We start from the raw sequence: 18112 nt of genomic DNA, 5'->3' as shown, positions 1-18112 counted from the left end.
ATACTCAAATAGGATAAATAAGACTTATTCTTTAGAACTTGTTATCCTCCGTTGATGACCGACGACATCCAATATAGCGTCTGTTCTACCCATTATAACAATGTAGAGTATATCGAAGATTCAGCAGGATTCATCGCGTCTATCATAGAAGATCGACCAGAGTGGGAGCTTGTTATTTCCGACGCAGGGTCAGATGACGGTTCGCTGGAATATCTCCTTGACCTATCAAAGGGACGTAAAGATGTTCGAGTAGTGATGGCTGAAGGTTCCAGTATTGGGAAAGGACGCCAAGTCGCGTTAGAGCACTCTCGTGGAGATGTCGTCATTTCTCTTGGCGATCTTGACGCAATTTATTATCAAGACGATCGCCTTTTTTGATTTTGTTTCATTTTATGAAGATCTGGTTGAAGAAGAAGGTGACGTGATGCTTGCCGGTGGTGCGATGGTCGCATCGCGTAAGTTGTACTACGAACTTGGCGGATGGAATGATCTGAAGGTGGCTGAGCGCCGAGATCTTAAACGCCGTGCATTAGCCACAGGAAAACTTCGCTTCTGCGACGTTCTACTTCACGAAGAAAACGCCGGCAAGGAGAAAGATTTTGTTGGTTCGATCCAGCGTTTTTACCACGTTGCTAGGATGAAATTAAAAAGTGGAGTTGGAGTAGAGTATTTAATTTGGAAGTGGATGACCGAAACATCTACATTGAAACCAAAGATCGGCGCATTACTAGTCTTTCCAGCGGCATGGGTCACGAATAAACTTCAGGGCACCCGTACGTTGGATTCGTTTGATCGACACGACATCTATGCTTTCGACTTCCAGCAGTCGCTACAACGTGAAGTGCCAGAGATATGGTTAGATCCGGACGAACAGCTTGAGGAGTACGCGTGATGAACCGAATTCTTAATCGGATCGGAGAGGCAATCAAGGGAACCTCACTAGAACCTATTCTGGATCAGGCATTTTACACGGTAGTCGGCCCGAGGGAGATCAGTACGACCGTTGGCGATTATACTGGGACGTTTGCAGCACACTCAAGCCGTGAATACCACGGAGTACAGACGCTAGATGATGAAAAAGAGATTACAGAAACATTCCTCTCGCACCTTTCTGAGGATGATATCGCGTGGGATATTGGCGCGAACGTCGGCTGGCACGCAATTCTGATGGGTCAAATCGCACCAACGGTCGCTTTTGAACCGAATCCGAGATCGTTCTCAAAGTTGCATAGAAATATCTGTCTTAATCCGACGTGCGATGTCGTTCCGGTCTGTGCAGGTCTCGGTCCGACAGCCGACAGCGAAACCACTTCAACGACCGGAATCGGAGAGGGAGCTGGCGCAGCAGTACTACCTATATTTGATGTGGATACGGACGAATATCGGTCGACTCTAGTTATGGAGGGGCAAACTGACCCACCACTGTTCACTAGCCCAGATGCAATCAAACTCGATGTGCAAGGACTCGAATCCGATGTTCTTACATCTTTTGGAGAGCAGTTAGATACAATTCGACTACTGATGGTCGAATATCATAAAGGCCGAATCGTTGGTGATTGGACCGCCGAAAAGCTCCACGAATACGTTTGTAACTCCGGATTCTCCGTAGTAGAAACCAACATCCGCCGGGACGACGTGATCAGAATCTACGAGCAAACGTAGTTACAACAACCGTACGTCCTGATACCAACGGTACGTGTCGGTCACCGCTTGTTTCCATGACTTCCGTTTCACGGGCGCGCGTTCTTCGTGGATCTCGGGAACCGTCGCCGTATGTTCTTCAAGTGCCAACGACTCTACGCTGACGTTAGCTAGTCCTATCGCATCAACCAATCTGACGATGAACGGAAGGAGAATCTTGTGGAACGGGAGAGGGAAGACAAACGAATGCCGGTCAGAGAGCGATGCAAGTTGTCGCGTATAAGTCCGTCGGTCGATATTACGACCGCTCACCAAGTGCCTGTTTCTCGTTGGCTCTTCCAAGTAGTGAATGATGCTATCTGCAAGCGTGTCCACGTGAACGATATTTATTCTCCCTGGGGTGTAGAGGGGAGGAATCAGTATGGCGTTGGCAGCAGCAAGGCGAAATTCGTTGTACCGTTTTAGTCGGTAATCGTATGGCCCCATCACATAGGTGGGGTGGACGATGGTATAGTCCAGAGATGATTCAGAGACAATTTCTCCGCCGCGACGTTTTGTATCAACATACATCGACTCATAGTCGTACGGTACATCCGGATGAGCGTTTGTGGTGCTCGTATAGACTAATGAACTCACGTTAGCCTCGGTAGCCGCATTGACGATATTCCGCGTTCCTTCCACGTTGACCGCCGTGAACGTGTCTTCGTCGACCTCGCTGACCACTTGGGTCGAATTTTTTGATCCCGGATTAACACCAGCAAGATGTGCGACAGCATCTACCCCTTCAAACGCACCTCGGAGCGATTCTATGTCCGTAATATCTCCTTCGACTGTTTCGATATTAGGTGGGAGAAGTTCTGTCCGCGAACTCTCTCGAACCATTGCGACCGGTTCGTGAGTATCGGATATTCTACGAATGATAGATAATCCGATATATCCAGTCGCCCCAGTAATTAGAATTCTCATTTCAGTACCTCCGAACGGTCGTATATCTCTCGAATTATCTTCGTTATCCTCAGACCACGTTGTACTGGGGCAACCGTGTTGAAATCGTTCGCTTCCACGTGGTCGACGAAATCTTGAATGCGTTTAGAGTGAAAGTTATCTGAGGCTGACGCGAACGAACGAAACAGACCTTTAATGTCGATAACGGGGTTTTCACCACACTTTTGAGCAAATTCCGAACCTTGAATACTGCCTTCAATTGTCCTCATATTGTATTCCACTGTTCCCCGGTTTGCATTAAGGACGTTCCGCTGGTACTGAGAATGAAGCGTCCACCCAAGCGTTGTTCTAACTGGAATCCCGTCAAACTCAAAATCAATTTCAGCGTAGTCTTCAACCGTCGGAACCTCATCCGATCGGAACCGAACGTCACGTATCTTCGGTTCGGTGTCGAACACTCGAATATAAAAGTCAAGTATATGAGGGAGTTGGTCGGAGACGACTCCCCCACCCGAAACAGATGGGTCATAGTTCCATCGTCCACTGGGAGGACCTCTGATACGGTGTGTATGCAACGATTGTATGTCGCCGAGTATAGAATTATCTAGGAGACTCAAAACGGTTTTATAATTTTCCACATATGGCCGAGTATACCCAATTTGTGATATAACTTCTGCGGATTCGGCGGCCGCAGTCATCCGCTTGGCTGCTTCGACAGAAATCGTCATCGGCTTCTCACAGTAGATGTTCGTACCAGCCTCTGCAGCAGTAATAAAGAGACTTTCGTGAGTCGCTGGGGGCGTACAGATACTGACGAGATCGAGATCCTCCTCAGAAATCATCTGATCCCCGTTGGAATACGTGCGCTCTGCGTCGAAGTCTTGAGCTGCAGACTTTCGGTTTGAACTGTCGAGATCAGCAATTGCTATTAAGTCTACCCGTTCGTCCTGCTTGTATACCGGGAGATGCGCATTCCGAGCAACCGAACCGGCGCCAACTACGCCAGCACGTAATCTGTCGAATCCGAGTCCAGAACGGACTCGGTCCAGTATAGCCATAATCCGAATTGAATTATTCTCTCTATCAAGCTTTCGCTCTCGTAATGAGTAAGAGAATAACTCGGCTTTGCACTTTGAGTATCTAACACTCAATAGGGCGAAAATGGTGGCAGAGACGGTATTCAAACAGAGATGAAGATTCCAACCGTAGGCTTCGTACCCTTTGCTGGAGGGTCACACGGGGTGAATATTGCATTTACCACTCCCAGTGATTCCTCGATCGTGTTCAAGTAGTTTCGTGAATCCATCGATAACGCGCACTTCTGGTGCGGCTTTCCTGTCTAAATATTAATATTACAATGAGAAAATCTGAGAAAACAATTTAAACTGTCCTTATGGATATTCTTTATGTTTTAATAAATACCAGCTTAACAGTATGGAAGTAGTTTAAATACGGTTTTAAGCCGCCAAATGGGTAGCTTCGCGACACCAATTTCGGTGGAATGTATTTTTGTATTTTAGCTATATTAACAGCTTATCAACTATCACTCTACTTCTGAGGACACTGATAGTAATATGATATAAATGATGATTACTTATTAAGAGAATCGGCGAAGAACAGCGTCAAACGGTCCAAGCGGAACGCCGTACTTATCTTCGACCGATCGGATAACCATTACGTCTGCTCGGGTAAACCCGAGTACAGCGATCACGGCGACTGCATAGAAAAGGACGAAGGCAGCACTAGTAGCGAGCACCCAGAGAAGTGTCGGTGGTGTAGCTCGAAATACGGGAATAGCGGCGATCGAGATCGGAACGGCGAGGAACGCCGGCGCGAAGACGGTACGCGAGAGCGAGGTCAGACTAGTATAATACCATACCTCGACCATCGGGAGTCCACCGAGTACGATGAACGAAATCGAGGTAGCGACTGCTGCTCCTTCGATACCGAATCTCGGAATCAACGCGAGGTTTGTTACGACATTAACTACTGCAGCCGTACTGGTATTAAACGCGGCGAGTTTGGACTTTCCGAGAGCCTCAAGGATCGGGCCGTGGGTCTGTAGCACGTTCTTAATAGCGAATCCCGCAACGAGAATAACGAGTACGGTGCCTCCCGTAGCGTATGCTGGACGATAGATCAGTCCCAAGAACTCGGACGCGAACACAGACATTGGAACGAGCGCGGCCGTCGTGGCGATAATTATCCACCGGGCTATCGTTCCCTGTACTGCCACTGCCTCATTGACGCGGTCGTCGTCCTCTAGTTGGCTCGACACCGGCGTACTGAGGTAGGTGAACGCCGTCGAGAACATAGCGATGAGCCGTGCAAACGCGTACGCGACACCATACATACCAACGGCTCGACTATCGAGAAGATAGAGGATCAAAAATATATCAATAGACCGATAAATAAATGACGCAAGTCCAGAAACAGTAAATGGCAACGAGTACCGAACCATCTCTGGAAGGACGCTTTTGCCCGCCTCCATTCCCTTCCCTCTGGGAAGCACCTTCCAGAGCAACACCACAGCGACGACAGCACCCACGATATACGGAATCGCGTATCCGGCCGCGAATCCCGCCTGTCCGGCACCGACGACGACCGCAACCATAATCAGGCCAAACCGAATGGAAGGATGAAGTATATCCTTTATATACACGCGAAACCGGGAAACCATCTGCCCACGAATTCCCCCGATTGCGAGATTCAGTATGGCGGCGAACGGGATCGTCGCGCCGAAGATACGCAGGCTGATCGCGATCTCGGGGTCGCCGAACACCTGCGACGCGATGACGTCCGCGAAGGCGACGGTCGGAATCGCAACGACCAGAGAGAACGGAAGGGTAAACAAGAAGGCATATTTGACGAGCGGTCGTTTCTGACCCTCGTCAACTCTGGGCAGATAGCGGATAAGACCCGATGAGAGTCCGAGGCCGGCCACAACAGCCCCGACATCCAATAACGCCGTCCCGGACAGCAGACTGCCGAATCCGCCGATCGAAAGGTGAACCGCGGCAAATCGCTGTGCGACGAACGCGATCCCCATATTCAGAATGAGGCCCGCATAGACGACGCCAGCGCCTTTGAGGATGCCCCTCACCGCGTCGTCTTGGCTGAATTCGGAGTCATCCGTCGATGAATTATCCGTGTGAGGGTTCTCTTCCGACGGATTCTGATCGGTCATACGTGGACGAGTAATCCGACTTCAATCGATTGCGCCCGGGACGGGCCCTTCCTGTCGGATCGGTAACTGACCGACCCAGGAGAGGATCGAGCGGGTCGATTACCAACCATCCGTCTCACAGTCCCGATTTTCTCGAACGGCGTATATCTCTTGTCGTTCGACCCATTCACCGTGAGACCACGTCCGTGAGGAACGATTCGTATCGGTCGTACTGGGCATCCCACGTGTATTCGTCGACGATCAGTTTACGCGCCCGTCGTCCCATCTCCACCGGCTGTCGTTCCGTGAATAGTTCAGTGATAACCGACGCGAGCCGTGAGGGATCACGAGGCGGACACAGCAGCCCAGTTTCGCCGTCACTGACGACTTCCGGGACGCCCCCGACGGTCGTTGCCACTACGGGTCGACCTGCTGCACCGGCTTCCAGTAGTACTCGTGGCAGACCCTCCGTATGAGAAGGCAAAACGAGCGCGTCGATAGCCGCGTAGACTGCGGGCATCAGTTCGTAGTCGACGCTTCCCAGGAAGATTCCCCGCTCGCCGAGCTCCCGTTCGAATCGATCGCGAGCGGGTCCGTTCCCGGCGACGACTACGATTGGATCCATATCGGTTTGCTCGACGGCGTTTGCAAGATCGAATACGCCCTTGTAATCGGTGAGTCCTCCGACGAACCCGAGAAGAGGACCTTCGACATCTTCGAGCTGTCTACGGATGGAGTTAGAGAGACTGACGTCCGGTTCCGGAACGAAACGTGTCGCGTCTACCGCGTTGCGAACGTCGTAGATCCGCTCTGAATTGATCCCTCGAGCCCGAAGTTCGTCACCCAGAGCGTCACACACGACGAAGTACGCGTCGTGTGGTGCGCGGAGCCGAGCGACAAACGATCCAGAATCTATACGATCGATGAATCCACCTGTTGGCGGATCGAGACTAGATCCGACGTGGACGATGTGCGGAACACCGAGAACGCGAGCGGCTACGAGTCCCGGAAGATACACCTTTCGAGTCTTCGAGACGATCACATCCGGGTCAAGTGTCTTTCCGACGTTGAGTACTCTTCGAAGCGTTCGAAATGGTCCCTCAATGAACCGACAACGAGGAGTGAGAGAGTGCTGAAACTGCCTGTCAGGTTCGGAATTCCAGTCGACGAGATGAACATTGTGCCCCCGTTCTCGAAGCCCAGCGATCACGTTTTTGACGTGAATCTGCCCCCCACGGACCATCGTCCCCGAGAACCGAATCGGTTCCTCGGTGACGAACAGAATACGCATACAAATGATTGAGTAGAAATGCGTAAAATACTGTACGGTTCTATTTTGCGTAATTATACGTTCCAACTTGTATTGTTGAATCTACAAAAAGAGAGGAGACGTCACTCTGAAGTGAGACTAAGTGGAACTCTTGTTCACTCCAAATCATATATTGTTTGAATGAGCTGATTCGTTACGTTTAGCCACGAATTAGGGTTGTGTGAGGACACTTGAGTATCTGTTTGAGATTTTATTGTCTGGGCAATCGCTTGCGATGAGATATCTCTGAGACCAAGAACACCTTCGATCTCGATCCAATCTCTAAGTCCTCCGACCTCTCTCACCACACAAGGCGTCCCTGCAGCTAGCGCCTCAGCAACTGTCATCCCATAAGCTTCAAATTCACTCATTGTCACGTACACGTCCGCCCCAGCATACAATCCTGGTAACTCTTCTTCATCAACATACCCCAAAAAATTCACTCGGTTTTCGACACCGTTCTCTCGAGCAATTTGCATCAGCACCTCTTGATACGGCCCGCTCCCAGCCACCAACAAATCATACTCCGGAAGCTCTACCATCGCCCGAATCACGTGCTGGACGCCCTTGTACTCCACCAACCGGCCTACAGTTAATAAATAAGGACGCCCCCGCTCTATCGGTTGTGCCTGAGCAAACCGCTCCCCGTCCACTCCATTCTGAATTACTGTCGCATCTACGTCGAAATCCGTGGCTAACTGTTCAGACTCCCACTCACTCACTGCAATCACTTCGTCAGCGCGCCGGACCGCCCACCGGCCGAACGGACGATACAGTGACAGTAGCCGATTTCGAAGCGAACTCGTGCTCTCGCCGTGATAGTGTGTAGTCACAACGAACTTCCGATCTCCTACACCGAGTGCGGCGAAGAACAGCGGAAACGAGTGGTAATTGTGTGCGTGGATAATATCTGCGTCCGACTGCCGAACAGCCATAGCGATCTGTGGACAGACGTGCATCGCGTTATTGGGCGCGACGCTTCGATATCGTTGAACGGCCACTCCGTCTCGTCGTTCCTGTCGCTCACTCTCTTTTTGCGCATCAGCTGAAATCACGGTTACCTCGTAACCATGCTCTACAAGTCCCTCAGAGATTTCCTTGACGTGTGTCTCTACGCCACCTGACTGTGGCGGATATCGCGGGGTCACCTGCAGAATTTTCATCTGTCGCTCACCTACTATTCACTCGTAGACATCTCGAAGCTCCTCGTCAACGTCCCACACTGCGGACCCCTCGCCACGCCACAGTTTCACCGCGGCAAACAGCAGTGATACTTGTGTGTCGAACATCGCGTACACAGACTGCAGTGATCCCAGACGTTCACGAGAGCCAAGAAACGTAAATACCCCTACGCCTGCGGGTACAATGAGCCCCCATGGTCCTCCGACAAGGGTCCCTGTAACTGTCATCAGTCCTAGGCTCACAGCTAGAAGCCATGGAGAAACGAGCATAAACCACCAGTTGAACGGCAGCACTATACCACCGTACAACCCATAGCGACCGAGCATATCACGGTTCCGAAGTAACAGCCGAATCAGCCCCATCGCGCGGCGATCCTTTTGGCTCCGACGCTTGCTAAATTCGGAGTGTGACGCCTCCTTGTACCGCACATCTGGATCAAAGACGGCCCGCTTACCATTTCGGCGGATCTTCAGCGCGAGTTCAGTGTCATCAGCAATTGAATCGGAATCAATCGGGACAAGTTCCTTGTTCTCGAACGCCGAGAATGGCCCATGGAAGATCAGCGTCGAATCCAAGTGGGACTCTAGCGTCTGGATGGTTGCCTGCACGCTCCGATATCGTTCCTCAACATCGCTCCCGCCGAGGATATCAACATTTCGTCCCGTCACCGCTCCCACAGCCGGGTCCGCCAAGTTGGCTGCAGCCTCACGGATTGCGTCTTCAGCGAGTTTCGAGTCGCAGTCAGTCTTAACCACCATTTCGTTCGACACAACCGCATATGCATCATTTAGTGCGGGGGCCAGTCCACGACGTTCGTCCTCTTCGATGAGCGTCAACTCGGGTGTTTCCCGGTCCGAAAAGAACCTTCGAATCACCTTTCGAGTCTCGTCGTCGCTGGAATCGACGACCACAACCTCGACTTTGTCCATGGGATAATCAAGCGAAACTATATCTTGGAGTTTCTTTTCGACGATCCTCTCCTCGTTATAGGTCGGAAGAACAAGACTTACCGTCGGCTCTGCGCGACGTTTGTTGGCTGGCGATCCCTGCGGATTCCACACCTTCACTAACAGGAGATAGATCGCGTAAGGAAGCCCTGTCAACGACAGCAGCGCTACAACAGAAGCGACAAGTCCACGAACAAGTCTTTTCATAACTGATCTTCACTAATCAAAATAAAAAACCCCAGTGGTCCATGGGTGACGACAGTTACCACTATTTTTGAGATGATCGGCTCTAAGTTTCTGATTCATGATTGTCGTGGATCATAACATGTTCGTGGTCGCTAAAGTTGTTAATATCGCGTTCGTCTCTAGGGTGCTATCGATTACAGGCACAACATCTGTCAGAACCGGTACATCTGAATAAGTATAGTATTACCAGTATTCGTGAACATATCGCATCGATCCATGACTGTCACCCTCGATGACGAAATTATACCAATGTCGAATACACTACCAAATCACTAACATCTTGGACCGACCATCGAGCGGTATATAACAAGTCTTATGGACGTTTTGGTAGTGGAATCGTGTAATGAGTCAGCAAACCGACGCCGTCGGCGACGACAGGAGGTCGCCTCTCGACGCGTTCCGACGGTGGTATCACGTCCCGATCCTCCTCGGGGCACTCGTGTTCATGCTGTGGACCCGCCTCCGGTCGTACGGGAATTTCATCGTCGGCGGAGAGGTGTACTTCCGCGGGAACGACGCCTGGTACCACCTCCGCGAGACGAGCTACCTTCTCGAAAACTGGCCGAACACGCTTCCATTCGACCCGTGGACCGGCTTTCCGTTGGGGTACGATGCCGGCCAGTTCGGCACCCTCTGGGACCACATTATGGCGGTCGGCATTTGGATCGCCCGCCCGATTATGGGAGGTACCGAGGAGGTCATGCTCGTCATGGCGCCGATCGCGGGGTCTCTCGTCGCCATCCCCGCCTACTTCATCGCGCGGCGCTTCGTCACCCGGCCGCTTGCCCTCGCCGGCGTCGGCGTCCTCGCGCTCCTCCCGGGCACCTTCTTCAGCTACTCGTTGGTCGGCTTCCCCGACCACAGCGCGGCCGAGGTACTCTTCCAGAGTCTCGCCGTCCTCGCGTTCCTCGTCGCCTTCGCGGTTGCCGAGCGCGAGAAGCCAGTCTGGGAGCTCGTCGTCGACCGTGACTGGGAGGCCCTGAAACGTCCCGTCGCCTACGCGGCCGCCGCTGGCGTCGCGCTCGGGCTCTACATCTGGACGTGGCAGCCCGGGGTTCTGATGGTCGGCTTCACCGGCGTCTATCTGGCGATCAAGATCACGAGCGACGCGTACCACGAGACGAGTCCCGAGCCGGTCGCCTTTGCCGGCGCAGTTGCGATGGGCGTGACTGGCCTGATGCAACTAGTCCCGCTCGACACGTTCTCGTTCACGCCGACGCAGTACTCCCTCCTCCAAGTCGTTCTCCCGCTCGGCATCGCGGTCGGCGCGGTCTTTCTCGCGTGGCTCGTCCGCCAGTGGGAGTCACGCGACCTCGACGCCTCAACGTACCCACCGGCAGTTGGCGGCCTCATCCTCGCCTCCGCCGGCGTCGTCTGGCTCGCGCTCCCCTCGCTCTGGTCGACGCTCACGACCAACCTCCTGAACTTCATCGGCTTCAGCGCCACCGCACAGTTCCGCACCATCGGCGAGGGACAACCTCCCCTCCAGAACGCCTCCTTCGCGGACTTCGTGCTCTCCCAATATGGTCTCGCCTTCTTCCTCGCGCTCGCGGCGGTCCTCTACATCCTCGCGCGTCCTCTCTATCACTCCGACGACACGAACCACACCCTCTACATTCCGGCCGCGCTCGCGATTGTGGGATCCGTCTACGCAGTCCCGCAACTGTACGGCGCGATCGGCGGAGTTGTCGGGCTCGACTGGCAGGTCGTCGGGCTCGCGATCGCCGCCGCGTTCCTCATCGGCGCCACCTTCCTCGTCGAGTACGACGCCGAGGAGCTGTACTTCGTCGTGTGGGCGGCGTTCATCGGGAGCGCCGCGTTCACCCAGACCCGCTTCAACTACTACCTCGCGGTGATCGTCGCGGTCGGCTCGGCGTACTTCCTGCAGGTCGCGTTCGACGCGATCGACCTCACCTCCCTCGCGGACCTCCGCGAGATCGAGGGCTGGCAAGTCATGACCGCGTTGGCCGTGATCGCCATCCTGATCGTCCCGCTCGTCGGCGTCGCCACCCCCGTCTGGACCACGGGCGCGAACACTGGCCCCGGCGCGGTCACGCAGTGGGACCCGAGCCTCCAGTGGATGAACGAGAACACGCCCCACCCGGGCGAGCTGGAGGGCGCGAACAATCCGATGGAGCTGTACGGCACCTACGAGCACCCCGAAGACGGCGACTTCGAGTACCCCGACGGCGCCTACGGCGTGCAGTCGTGGTGGGACTACGGCCACTGGATCACCACGCGCGCCGAGCGCATCCCGAACGCGAACCCCTTCCAGCAGAACGCGGGCGCGGCTGCCGACTACCTCCTAGCCCCCAGCGAGGCCGAGGCCCGCGAGGTGCTCGCGAGCCAGAGCACCGAGGGCGAGCACACCCGGTACGTGATGGTCGACCGACAGATGGTCTCGCCGAACTCCAAGTTCAACGCCCCGGTGACGTTCTACAGCGGGAACGAGACGGTGGACGACTTCAACCGCGTGCTCTACCAGCAGACCGAACAGGGCGGGTTCCGGACGGTGATGCAGGTGAACACCCAGCGCTACCACGAGAGCCAGATGGTTCGGCTGTACGAACACCACGGCAGCGCGGTTGAGCCGCGCCCGGTCGTCGTCGACTGGGAGCCGCAGGCCGCCCAGACCGCCGACGGCGAGCAGATCAGCGTGAACGTGATCCCGAGCAATCCCAGCGCGATGGTCCGGCAGTTCGACAACATGACGGCCGCCCGCGAGTACGTCGAGGAGGACGGTAGCGCCCAGGTCGGCGGGGTCGGCGGGCTCCCCTCGGAGCGCGTCGAGGCGTTGGAGCACCACCGGCTCGTCCACGCCACGGAGTCGCAGGGACAGGCGCCCTCCGCGCTGCAGGTGAGCGTCCTCCAGCAGCTCGGCGTCGACGTCCAGGGGATCCTCGGCGAGTCGGTCATCACGGCGTTCCAGGACGACTGGGTGAAGACCTTCGAGCGCGTCCCCGGCGCCACGATCGAGGGCAGCGGCGCGGAGCCGGGCCAGGAGGTCCGGGCGACCGTCCAGATGCAGAAGCCCTCGGGGCAGACCTTCCGGTACACGCAGTACGCGACGGCCGACGAGGACGGCACCTTCGAGCTGACGGTGCCGTACTCGACGACGGGGTACGACGAGTTCGGCCCCGAGAACGGGTACACGAACACGAGCGTGCGCGCGACCGGCCCGTACCAGGTGACGACCGGGCTGACGGTCGCCAACGGGACGCCGAGCGCGTTCGTCGGCGAGGTCGACGTGACCGAGGCGCAGGTCGTCGGCGCGGACGAGACGGCCGCGACCGTCGAACTCGAACAGAGGACGCTCGGCGGGGAGAGCGACGACGAAAGCGGGAGTGACGGCGGCGACGACGGAAGCGACGGCGGCGAGACGGCCGACGGAAACGCGACCGCTATCGGCGCCGGGGTCGAAGCCGCCGGCGCCGCGCGTGTGGCGGCGGCCGCGTAGCCCGCCGACATGACCGATCTCAGGGACTGGGTGGCGCTGTACGGCAAGGGCGTCGCGATGGGGTGTGCCGACGCGGTCCCCGGCGTTTCCGGCGGCACGATCGCACTCATCGTCGGCATCTACGAGCGGCTGATCGCGGCGGTCACCGCGGTCGAGCGGCCCGCGTCCGGCGCGTGCTCGCGGGCGTTCGCCCCGGCCGACGGGCCGACGCACGCGCCGCGTTTCGAGAGATCGACGGCGCGTTCCTCTGCGTGCTCGGCGCCGGAATCGGCACCGCGGTCATCGCGGTGTTGCGCGCGGTGGAGTTCCTGCTCGCGACGCGCCCAGTGGGCACGTTCGGGTTCTTCTTCGGGCTGATCGCGGCGTCGGCCGCGGTGCTTCTCGGCGCGGTCGACCTCTCGACCGTTCGGCGGAAGGCGGCCGCAGTGTTCGGGTTCGGGATCGCGTTCCTCGCGTCTGGCGCGCCGGCGACCGGGCTCGGGAGCCCGCTACCCGTCGTGTTCCTCGCGGGCGCGGTGGCGGTGAGCGCGATGATCCTCCCCGGGATATCCGGATCGCTGCTGCTGATCGTCCTCGGGCAGTACGGGTACATGGCATCGGCGGTGGGCCGGGCCGTCGACGGACTCGCCGCCGCGGCCACCGGCGAGGGAACGGACGCGCTCGTGGCGTCCGCACCGCCCGTGGTGACGTTCCTTTGCGGCGGCGTCGTCGGGCTGTTCACGATCGCCCACGCGGTGCGGTACGCGCTCTCTCGCGCGCGAGCGGCGACGCTCGCGTTCCTCGTCAGCCTCGTCGTCGGCGCGCTCCGCGCCCCGCTCGTCGAGACCTCGATCCGGCTGGCCGAGCGGGGTGAATCGTGGGGGGCTGCCGCCCCGCGGTTCGCGATCGCCGCGGTCGTGGGCGCGGCGCTGGTGATCGTCTTGGACCGCTACTCCGAGGCGATCGAGTACTGAACGGCGTCGCTCGCGGCACCGCCGTGGCGTTCCTTTCGTCCCGTGCTTCGTCTCACTCGACCTTGGTCGACACCGCGATCCCCTCGCCGACGGGGAGCACCGCGGTCTCCACGGCGTCGTCCGCGCGGATCGCGCCGAGGTACTCGCCGATGCCGCGCGCTGGGGGTCGGCGTCGGCGGCCGGCAGCGGCTCCCCGTCGGCGACGTGCGCGAGGAGGTCGGCGAACGATATCGGGCCGCCCGTCACGTTGTCGGCGACGATCGCGCCGCCGGGGCGCACCTTCGGGAGAACGGCGCGGTAGGCGTCGGCGTACCGCGACTTCTGGTGGTCGATCAGGACGACGTCGAACGGGCCGTCGTACCGGTCGATCGTCTCCATCGCGTCGCCGACCTCGAACGAGACGGCGTCCGCGTATCCGTGTTCGGCGGCGAACTCCCGGCCCCGCTCGGCTTCCTCCGCGTCGAACTCGGTGCACACCACCCCGTCCGCGCCGCCGCGGAGGAACCACGTCGCGGAGTAGCCGAACCCGGATCCGAACTCGAAGACGCGCTCGGCGTCGGTCAGCCGCGCGAGCAGGCGCAACACCGCGCCGGCCTCGGGACCGATCGTGGGGAAGCCCCACTCGGCGGCGAGGTCGGCCATCTCGGCCTGTACCGCGGTGTGTTCGGGTGCCGTCGCGGCGAGGAACCGACGCGTGTGTTCGGGGAGCACGTCCATATCCCGTCGTGGACCGCGTGGCACTTAAGTTGCGCTCGGGCCATCGGGTTGGTAATGTACGATCCCGCGGAACTGGCGGCGATCCGGGAGGCCAAGGAGGCGTGGGAGGAGGAGACCTACGGCGAGACGGTCGAGCGGTTCGGCGAGCGCAAGGAGACGTTCACCACCGACACGGATGGGCAGGAGGTCGACCCGCTGTACACGCCCGCCGACGTCGCCGACCACGACTACCGCGAGGACGCGGGGTTCCCGGGCGAGGAGCCGTACACCCGCGGCGTCTACTCCACGATGCACCGCGGGCGGCTCTGGACGATGCGCCAGTACGCCGGGATGGGGACGGCCGCCGAGACCAACGATCGCTTCCGGTACCTCATCGACGAGGGCTCCTCCGGGCTCTCGATGGCGTTCGACCTCCCGACGCAGATGGGGTACGACTCCGACGCGGCGATGGCCGAGGGGGAAGTGGGGCGGTCCGGCGTCGCCATCGACACGCTCGACGACTTCGAGACGGTCTTCGACGGGATCCCGCTCGACGAGGTCTCCACCTCGATGACGATCAACGCCCCCGCCGCCGTCCTGCTCGCGATGTACGTCGCGGTGGGCGACGAGCAGGGCGTCCCGCGCGAGCAGCTCCGCGGGACGATCCAGAACGACATCATGAAAGAGTACGTCGCGCGGAACCTCTACATCTACCCGCCGGAGCCGTCGATGCGGCTCATCACCGATATCTTCGCGTTCTGCGCCGCGGAGACGCCGAACTTCAACACCATCTCCATCTCGGGGTACCACATCCGCGAGGCGGGGTCGACGGCCGCCCAGGAGGTCGCGTTCACGCTCGGCAACGGGATCGAGTACGTGGAGGCCGCGCTCGACGCCGGCCTCGACGTCGACGAGTTCGCGCCGCAGCTCTCCTTCTTCTTCAACGCGCACAACAACGTCTTCGAGGAGGCCGCGAAGTTCCGCGCCGCCCGCCGGATGTGGGCGCAGATCATGGACGAGCGGTTCGGCGCCGAGAATCCGAACGCGAAGCAGCTCAAGTTCCACACCCAGACGGGCGGCTCCACCCTGACGGCCCAGCAGATCGAGAACAACGTCGTCCGCGTCGCCTACCAGGCGCTGGCGGCGGTCCTCGGCGGCACCCAGAGCCTCCACACGAACGGAAAGGACGAGGCGCTGGCGCTCCCCACCGAGAAGTCCGTCCGGACCGCGCTCCGGACCCAGCAGATCCTCGCCCACGAGTCGGGCGCCGCAGACACGATCGACCCGCTCGCCGGGAGCTACTACGTCGAGAGCCTCACCGACGGGATCGAGGAGGAGGCGTTCGAGATACTAGACGAGGTCGACCGCCGCGGCGGGATGCGTGAGGCCGTCGAGAGCCAGTGGGTCCAACGGCAGATCCAGGACGTCGCCTTCGAGCGCCAGCGCGAGATCGAGGCGGGCGAGCGGATCATCGTCGGCGTCAATGAGTACGAGGTCGACGAGGAGCCCGAGATGGACTTAGAGGAGGTCGATCCCGAACAGGAGCAGAATCAGCGCGAGCGTCTCCAAGAGGTGAAGGCCGACCGCGACGACGAGGCCGTCGCGGCCGCGCTCGCGTCCTTGCGCGAGGCCGCTCGCGGCGACGAGAACGTGATGCCCCACATCGTCGACGCGGTGAAGGCGTACGCGACCGTCCAGGAGATCTCGGACGTGTTCCGCGAGGAGTTCGGTGAGTACAGTCCGTGACGTCCTCCCCCTCGGACCATGCAGGTGAACGGGACCCCACGAGTCGAGGGATAGCCGCCACGCTTTTTGGCTCGGCGACGAGCAGTGTCGTCGTCCTGTGTCTGAATCCACTCCAATCCAGTGTCCCGTGTGCGGATGGACGGGAGCACAGTCCGACCTCGAACGCGCAGACGACGGGGCCGCCTGTCCCGCGTGTGGCGAGACGGTGGTCATCGAGTGACGTGTGATCTCGGCGGGCCCCTACAGTATGTCGACATCGCTCGACTCGGCACCGTATGAGTCGTTCTGCGACACCGTCTCGACCGACCGTGCTCGCCCGACGGCTACGACCGCGAGAGCGCGGCTCACCCGAACAGCAACAGCCGGAACGCCGCGTACGAACCCACCGTCGCGATCACCGGGACGACGTGTTGCATGGCGACGACCCGGACGGTCGTCTCCGGGTCGAAGAGCGAGTCGGTGACGCGACAGGTCAGCGCAGCCGCACCGCGGTTCCGTACGCGAGGATCTCGGCACCGCTGTCGGCGATGGAAGAGGTCGTGAACCGGACGTTGACCACGGCGTCGGCGTTCAGTTCCTCGGCTTCGGCCACCATCCGGTCTTGCGCCTCGTTGCGTGCGTCGGTCATCAGTTCCGTGTACCCCTTCAACTCGCCGCCGGCGAGGTTGCGGATCCCCTGGGTGATGTCCCGGCCGACGTTGCGCGCGCGGACCGTGTTGCCGCGGACGACACCGAGCGTCTCGGTCACCTCTCTGCCGGCCACCGACTCCGTGTTGGAGAGCTCCATAACCCGCCGTTCGTCGGCCGGAGACTTAACTTGGCGTGGCAGTCGATCACGAGCCGGTCGCGGCCGCCGCGAATCACGAGCCGGTCGCAGCCGCCGTGAACAGCGATCGCGGGTGACGTCTCAGTTCGCGCCGCGCACGACGTGGCCGTACTTCAGCAGCGCGACGAATATCGCGCCGCCGAACGCGTTGCCGACGGTCGCCAGCGCGAGGAAGCCGACGTAGTCGGCGAGCGAGATCGCCGGCGACACGAACAGCCCGAAGAGCACCTCGACGTTGCCGGCGATGGAGTGCGGGAGGTGGAGGAGCCCGATAGTCCCGGTGACGACCCACACGAGGATCAGCCGGCTCGTCGTCTCCTGCGCCGCCGTGATCAGCCACGCCAAAAGCCCCATCAGCCAGCCGGCGAAGAGGCCGCCGACGAACAGCCACGGCAGGTCGTGTGAGACGAGTTTCATCGCGATCGTCTCGAACGCCGTCGGCGAGATGACCCCGAGCTCGGGCATCAACAGGATCGTGAGCAGGGTGAACACGAGTCCGCCGACGAGGTTCCCGACGTACACCAGCCCCCAGAGCCGACCGAGCTGCCCGAGCGACGCCTGTCCGTCGAGGACCGGGATCACGGCCAGCGTGGTGTGTTCGGTGAACAGCTCCGAGCGGCCGAGGATCACGAACATGAACCCGATCGAGTAGACGCTCGCGAGCAACAGCTCCGTCGTGAGGTCGCCGAATCCTTGAGGCGAGAGCGTCAACACCACGCCCATCATCAACGGGCCGAATCCGATGTCGAGCCCCGCCGACAGCCCCGAGAGCAGCAGCCCGGACCGCTCGCGGTTCATCTCGTGGAGCGCGCTGTCGAGTATCGACTCGAGGATCGTCTGTGAGGACGTCTGTTCCGTAGCCGAGCCGCTTAGTCTGTCGGTCACGGGTCGTCTCCGACCGAACCGTGCGGCGGCCGGCACCCAAACCTTTGGGTCGCGACGACCAGCCGCGGCGTCTTTTCAACGCGCCGTGGAGCGTCTTTTAAGTACTCCGCGGA

The 18112-nt window shown here is 59.0% G+C and carries 13 protein-coding genes and 2 pseudogenes; 6 read left to right on the top strand and 9 right to left on the bottom strand.

Annotated elements, in window-relative coordinates; all coding sequences use genetic code 11:
- The first annotated feature begins 54 nt into the window (after window positions 1-54).
- The 3 genes from GJ633_RS01215 to GJ633_RS01205 are packed head-to-tail and all read left to right on the top strand — an operon-like array spanning window position 55 to window position 1662.
- Window positions 55-378 carry a glycosyltransferase gene (locus tag GJ633_RS01215; RefSeq protein ID WP_156586484.1) on the top strand — a complete coding sequence of 108 codons (324 nt, stop codon included), beginning with the start codon at window positions 55-57 and terminating at the stop codon, window positions 376-378.
- Window positions 332-892, top strand: coding sequence for a hypothetical protein (locus GJ633_RS01210; RefSeq protein ID WP_156586482.1), 561 nt, complete (start codon window positions 332-334; stop codon window positions 890-892). The genes GJ633_RS01215 and GJ633_RS01210 overlap by 47 nt, the downstream gene beginning before the upstream one ends.
- Window positions 892-1662 carry an FkbM family methyltransferase gene (locus GJ633_RS01205; protein WP_156586480.1) on the top strand — a complete coding sequence of 257 codons (771 nt, stop codon included), beginning with the start codon at window positions 892-894 and terminating at the stop codon, window positions 1660-1662. Before GJ633_RS01210 ends, GJ633_RS01205 begins: the two co-directional genes overlap by 1 nt.
- Here the strand turns inward: GJ633_RS01205 and GJ633_RS01200 are convergent, their stop codons facing one another.
- The 6 genes from GJ633_RS01200 to GJ633_RS01175 all read right to left on the bottom strand — a co-directional run bounded on the left by GJ633_RS01200 (window position 1663) and on the right by GJ633_RS01175 (window position 9397).
- Window positions 1663-2607 (bottom strand): NAD(P)H-binding protein, encoded by a 945-nt coding sequence (locus tag GJ633_RS01200; RefSeq protein ID WP_156586478.1) that lies wholly within the window; start codon window positions 2605-2607, stop codon window positions 1663-1665. It abuts the gene before it with no gap.
- Window positions 2604-3644 (bottom strand): Gfo/Idh/MocA family protein, encoded by a 1041-nt coding sequence (locus tag GJ633_RS01195; RefSeq protein ID WP_156586476.1) that lies wholly within the window; start codon window positions 3642-3644, stop codon window positions 2604-2606. The genes GJ633_RS01200 and GJ633_RS01195 overlap by 4 nt, the downstream gene beginning before the upstream one ends.
- Before the next feature lie 539 nt (window positions 3645-4183).
- Entirely contained in the window at window positions 4184-5773 is a 1590-nt protein-coding gene (locus GJ633_RS01190) for an oligosaccharide flippase family protein (protein ID WP_156586473.1), read from the bottom strand.
- Window positions 5774-5939: 166 nt separating this feature from the next.
- Window positions 5940-7043 carry a glycosyltransferase family 4 protein gene (locus GJ633_RS01185; protein ID WP_156586471.1) on the bottom strand — a complete coding sequence of 368 codons (1104 nt, stop codon included), beginning with the start codon at window positions 7041-7043 and terminating at the stop codon, window positions 5940-5942.
- A gap of 134 nt (window positions 7044-7177) precedes the next feature.
- Complete coding sequence (locus tag GJ633_RS01180) at window positions 7178-8224, bottom strand: glycosyltransferase family 4 protein (protein WP_156586469.1); 1047 nt, start codon at window positions 8222-8224, stop codon at window positions 7178-7180.
- An 18-nt stretch (window positions 8225-8242) separates the two neighbouring features.
- Complete coding sequence (locus tag GJ633_RS01175) at window positions 8243-9397, bottom strand: glycosyltransferase (RefSeq protein ID WP_156586467.1); 1155 nt, start codon at window positions 9395-9397, stop codon at window positions 8243-8245.
- A 382-nt stretch (window positions 9398-9779) separates the two neighbouring features.
- Between GJ633_RS01175 and GJ633_RS01170 the strand changes: the two genes are divergently transcribed.
- Both GJ633_RS01170 and GJ633_RS01165 read left to right on the top strand, forming a co-directional pair.
- Window positions 9780-12893, top strand: coding sequence for an oligosaccharyl transferase, archaeosortase A system-associated (locus tag GJ633_RS01170; RefSeq protein ID WP_156586465.1), 3114 nt, complete (start codon window positions 9780-9782; stop codon window positions 12891-12893).
- A 9-nt stretch (window positions 12894-12902) separates the two neighbouring features.
- A pseudogene (locus tag GJ633_RS01165) lies at window positions 12903-13846 on the top strand (DUF368 domain-containing protein).
- 52 nt (window positions 13847-13898) lie between these two features.
- On the opposite strand, the pseudogene GJ633_RS01160 reads toward GJ633_RS01165, so the two are convergent.
- Window positions 13899-14563 (bottom strand): annotated as a pseudogene (locus GJ633_RS01160) (O-methyltransferase).
- Between the two features lie 54 nt (window positions 14564-14617).
- On the opposite strand from GJ633_RS01160, the gene GJ633_RS01155 reads away from it, so the two are divergent.
- Window positions 14618-16288, top strand: a complete 1671-nt coding sequence (locus tag GJ633_RS01155) for a methylmalonyl-CoA mutase (RefSeq protein WP_156586463.1) — start codon at window positions 14618-14620, stop codon at window positions 16286-16288.
- Between the two features lie 472 nt (window positions 16289-16760).
- Here GJ633_RS01155 and GJ633_RS01150 read toward each other — a convergent pair whose 3' ends face one another.
- A complete protein-coding gene (locus GJ633_RS01150) occupies window positions 16761-17075 on the bottom strand; it encodes a YbjQ family protein (protein ID WP_156586461.1) in 315 nt (104 codons plus the stop codon).
- A 120-nt stretch (window positions 17076-17195) separates the two neighbouring features.
- Window positions 17196-17999 carry a formate/nitrite transporter family protein gene (locus GJ633_RS01145; RefSeq protein ID WP_321168848.1) on the bottom strand — a complete coding sequence of 268 codons (804 nt, stop codon included), beginning with the start codon at window positions 17997-17999 and terminating at the stop codon, window positions 17196-17198.
- Window positions 18000-18112 lie beyond the last annotated feature (113 nt).

The organism is Halorubrum sp. CBA1125 (assembly GCF_009742825.1).
Taxonomy (GTDB): Archaea; Halobacteriota; Halobacteria; order Halobacteriales; family Haloferacaceae; genus Halorubrum.
This window is presented reverse-complemented; position numbering and strand designations above follow the sequence as displayed.

What these genes read in the sequence shown, in the direction of transcription:
- GJ633_RS01180 (WP_156586469.1), bottom strand. Translation starts at nt 8,224, where the DNA reads ATGAAAATTCTGCAGGTGACCCCGCGATATCCGCCACAGTCAGGTGGC.
- GJ633_RS01195 (WP_156586476.1), bottom strand. Translation starts at nt 3,644, where the DNA reads ATGGCTATACTGGACCGAGTCCGTTCTGGACTCGGATTCGACAGATTA.
- GJ633_RS01205 (WP_156586480.1), top strand. Translation starts at nt 892, where the DNA reads ATGAACCGAATTCTTAATCGGATCGGAGAGGCAATCAAGGGAACCTCA.
- GJ633_RS01150 (WP_156586461.1), bottom strand. Translation starts at nt 17,075, where the DNA reads ATGGAGCTCTCCAACACGGAGTCGGTGGCCGGCAGAGAGGTGACCGAG.
- GJ633_RS01175 (WP_156586467.1), bottom strand. Translation starts at nt 9,397, where the DNA reads ATGAAAAGACTTGTTCGTGGACTTGTCGCTTCTGTTGTAGCGCTGCTG.
- GJ633_RS01185 (WP_156586471.1), bottom strand. Translation starts at nt 7,043, where the DNA reads ATGCGTATTCTGTTCGTCACCGAGGAACCGATTCGGTTCTCGGGGACG.
- GJ633_RS01170 (WP_156586465.1), top strand. Translation starts at nt 9,780, where the DNA reads ATGAGTCAGCAAACCGACGCCGTCGGCGACGACAGGAGGTCGCCTCTC.
- GJ633_RS01190 (WP_156586473.1), bottom strand. Translation starts at nt 5,773, where the DNA reads ATGACCGATCAGAATCCGTCGGAAGAGAACCCTCACACGGATAATTCA.
- GJ633_RS01200 (WP_156586478.1), bottom strand. Translation starts at nt 2,607, where the DNA reads ATGAGAATTCTAATTACTGGGGCGACTGGATATATCGGATTATCTATC.
- GJ633_RS01155 (WP_156586463.1), top strand. Translation starts at nt 14,618, where the DNA reads ATGTACGATCCCGCGGAACTGGCGGCGATCCGGGAGGCCAAGGAGGCG.
- GJ633_RS01215 (WP_156586484.1), top strand. Translation starts at nt 55, where the DNA reads ATGACCGACGACATCCAATATAGCGTCTGTTCTACCCATTATAACAAT.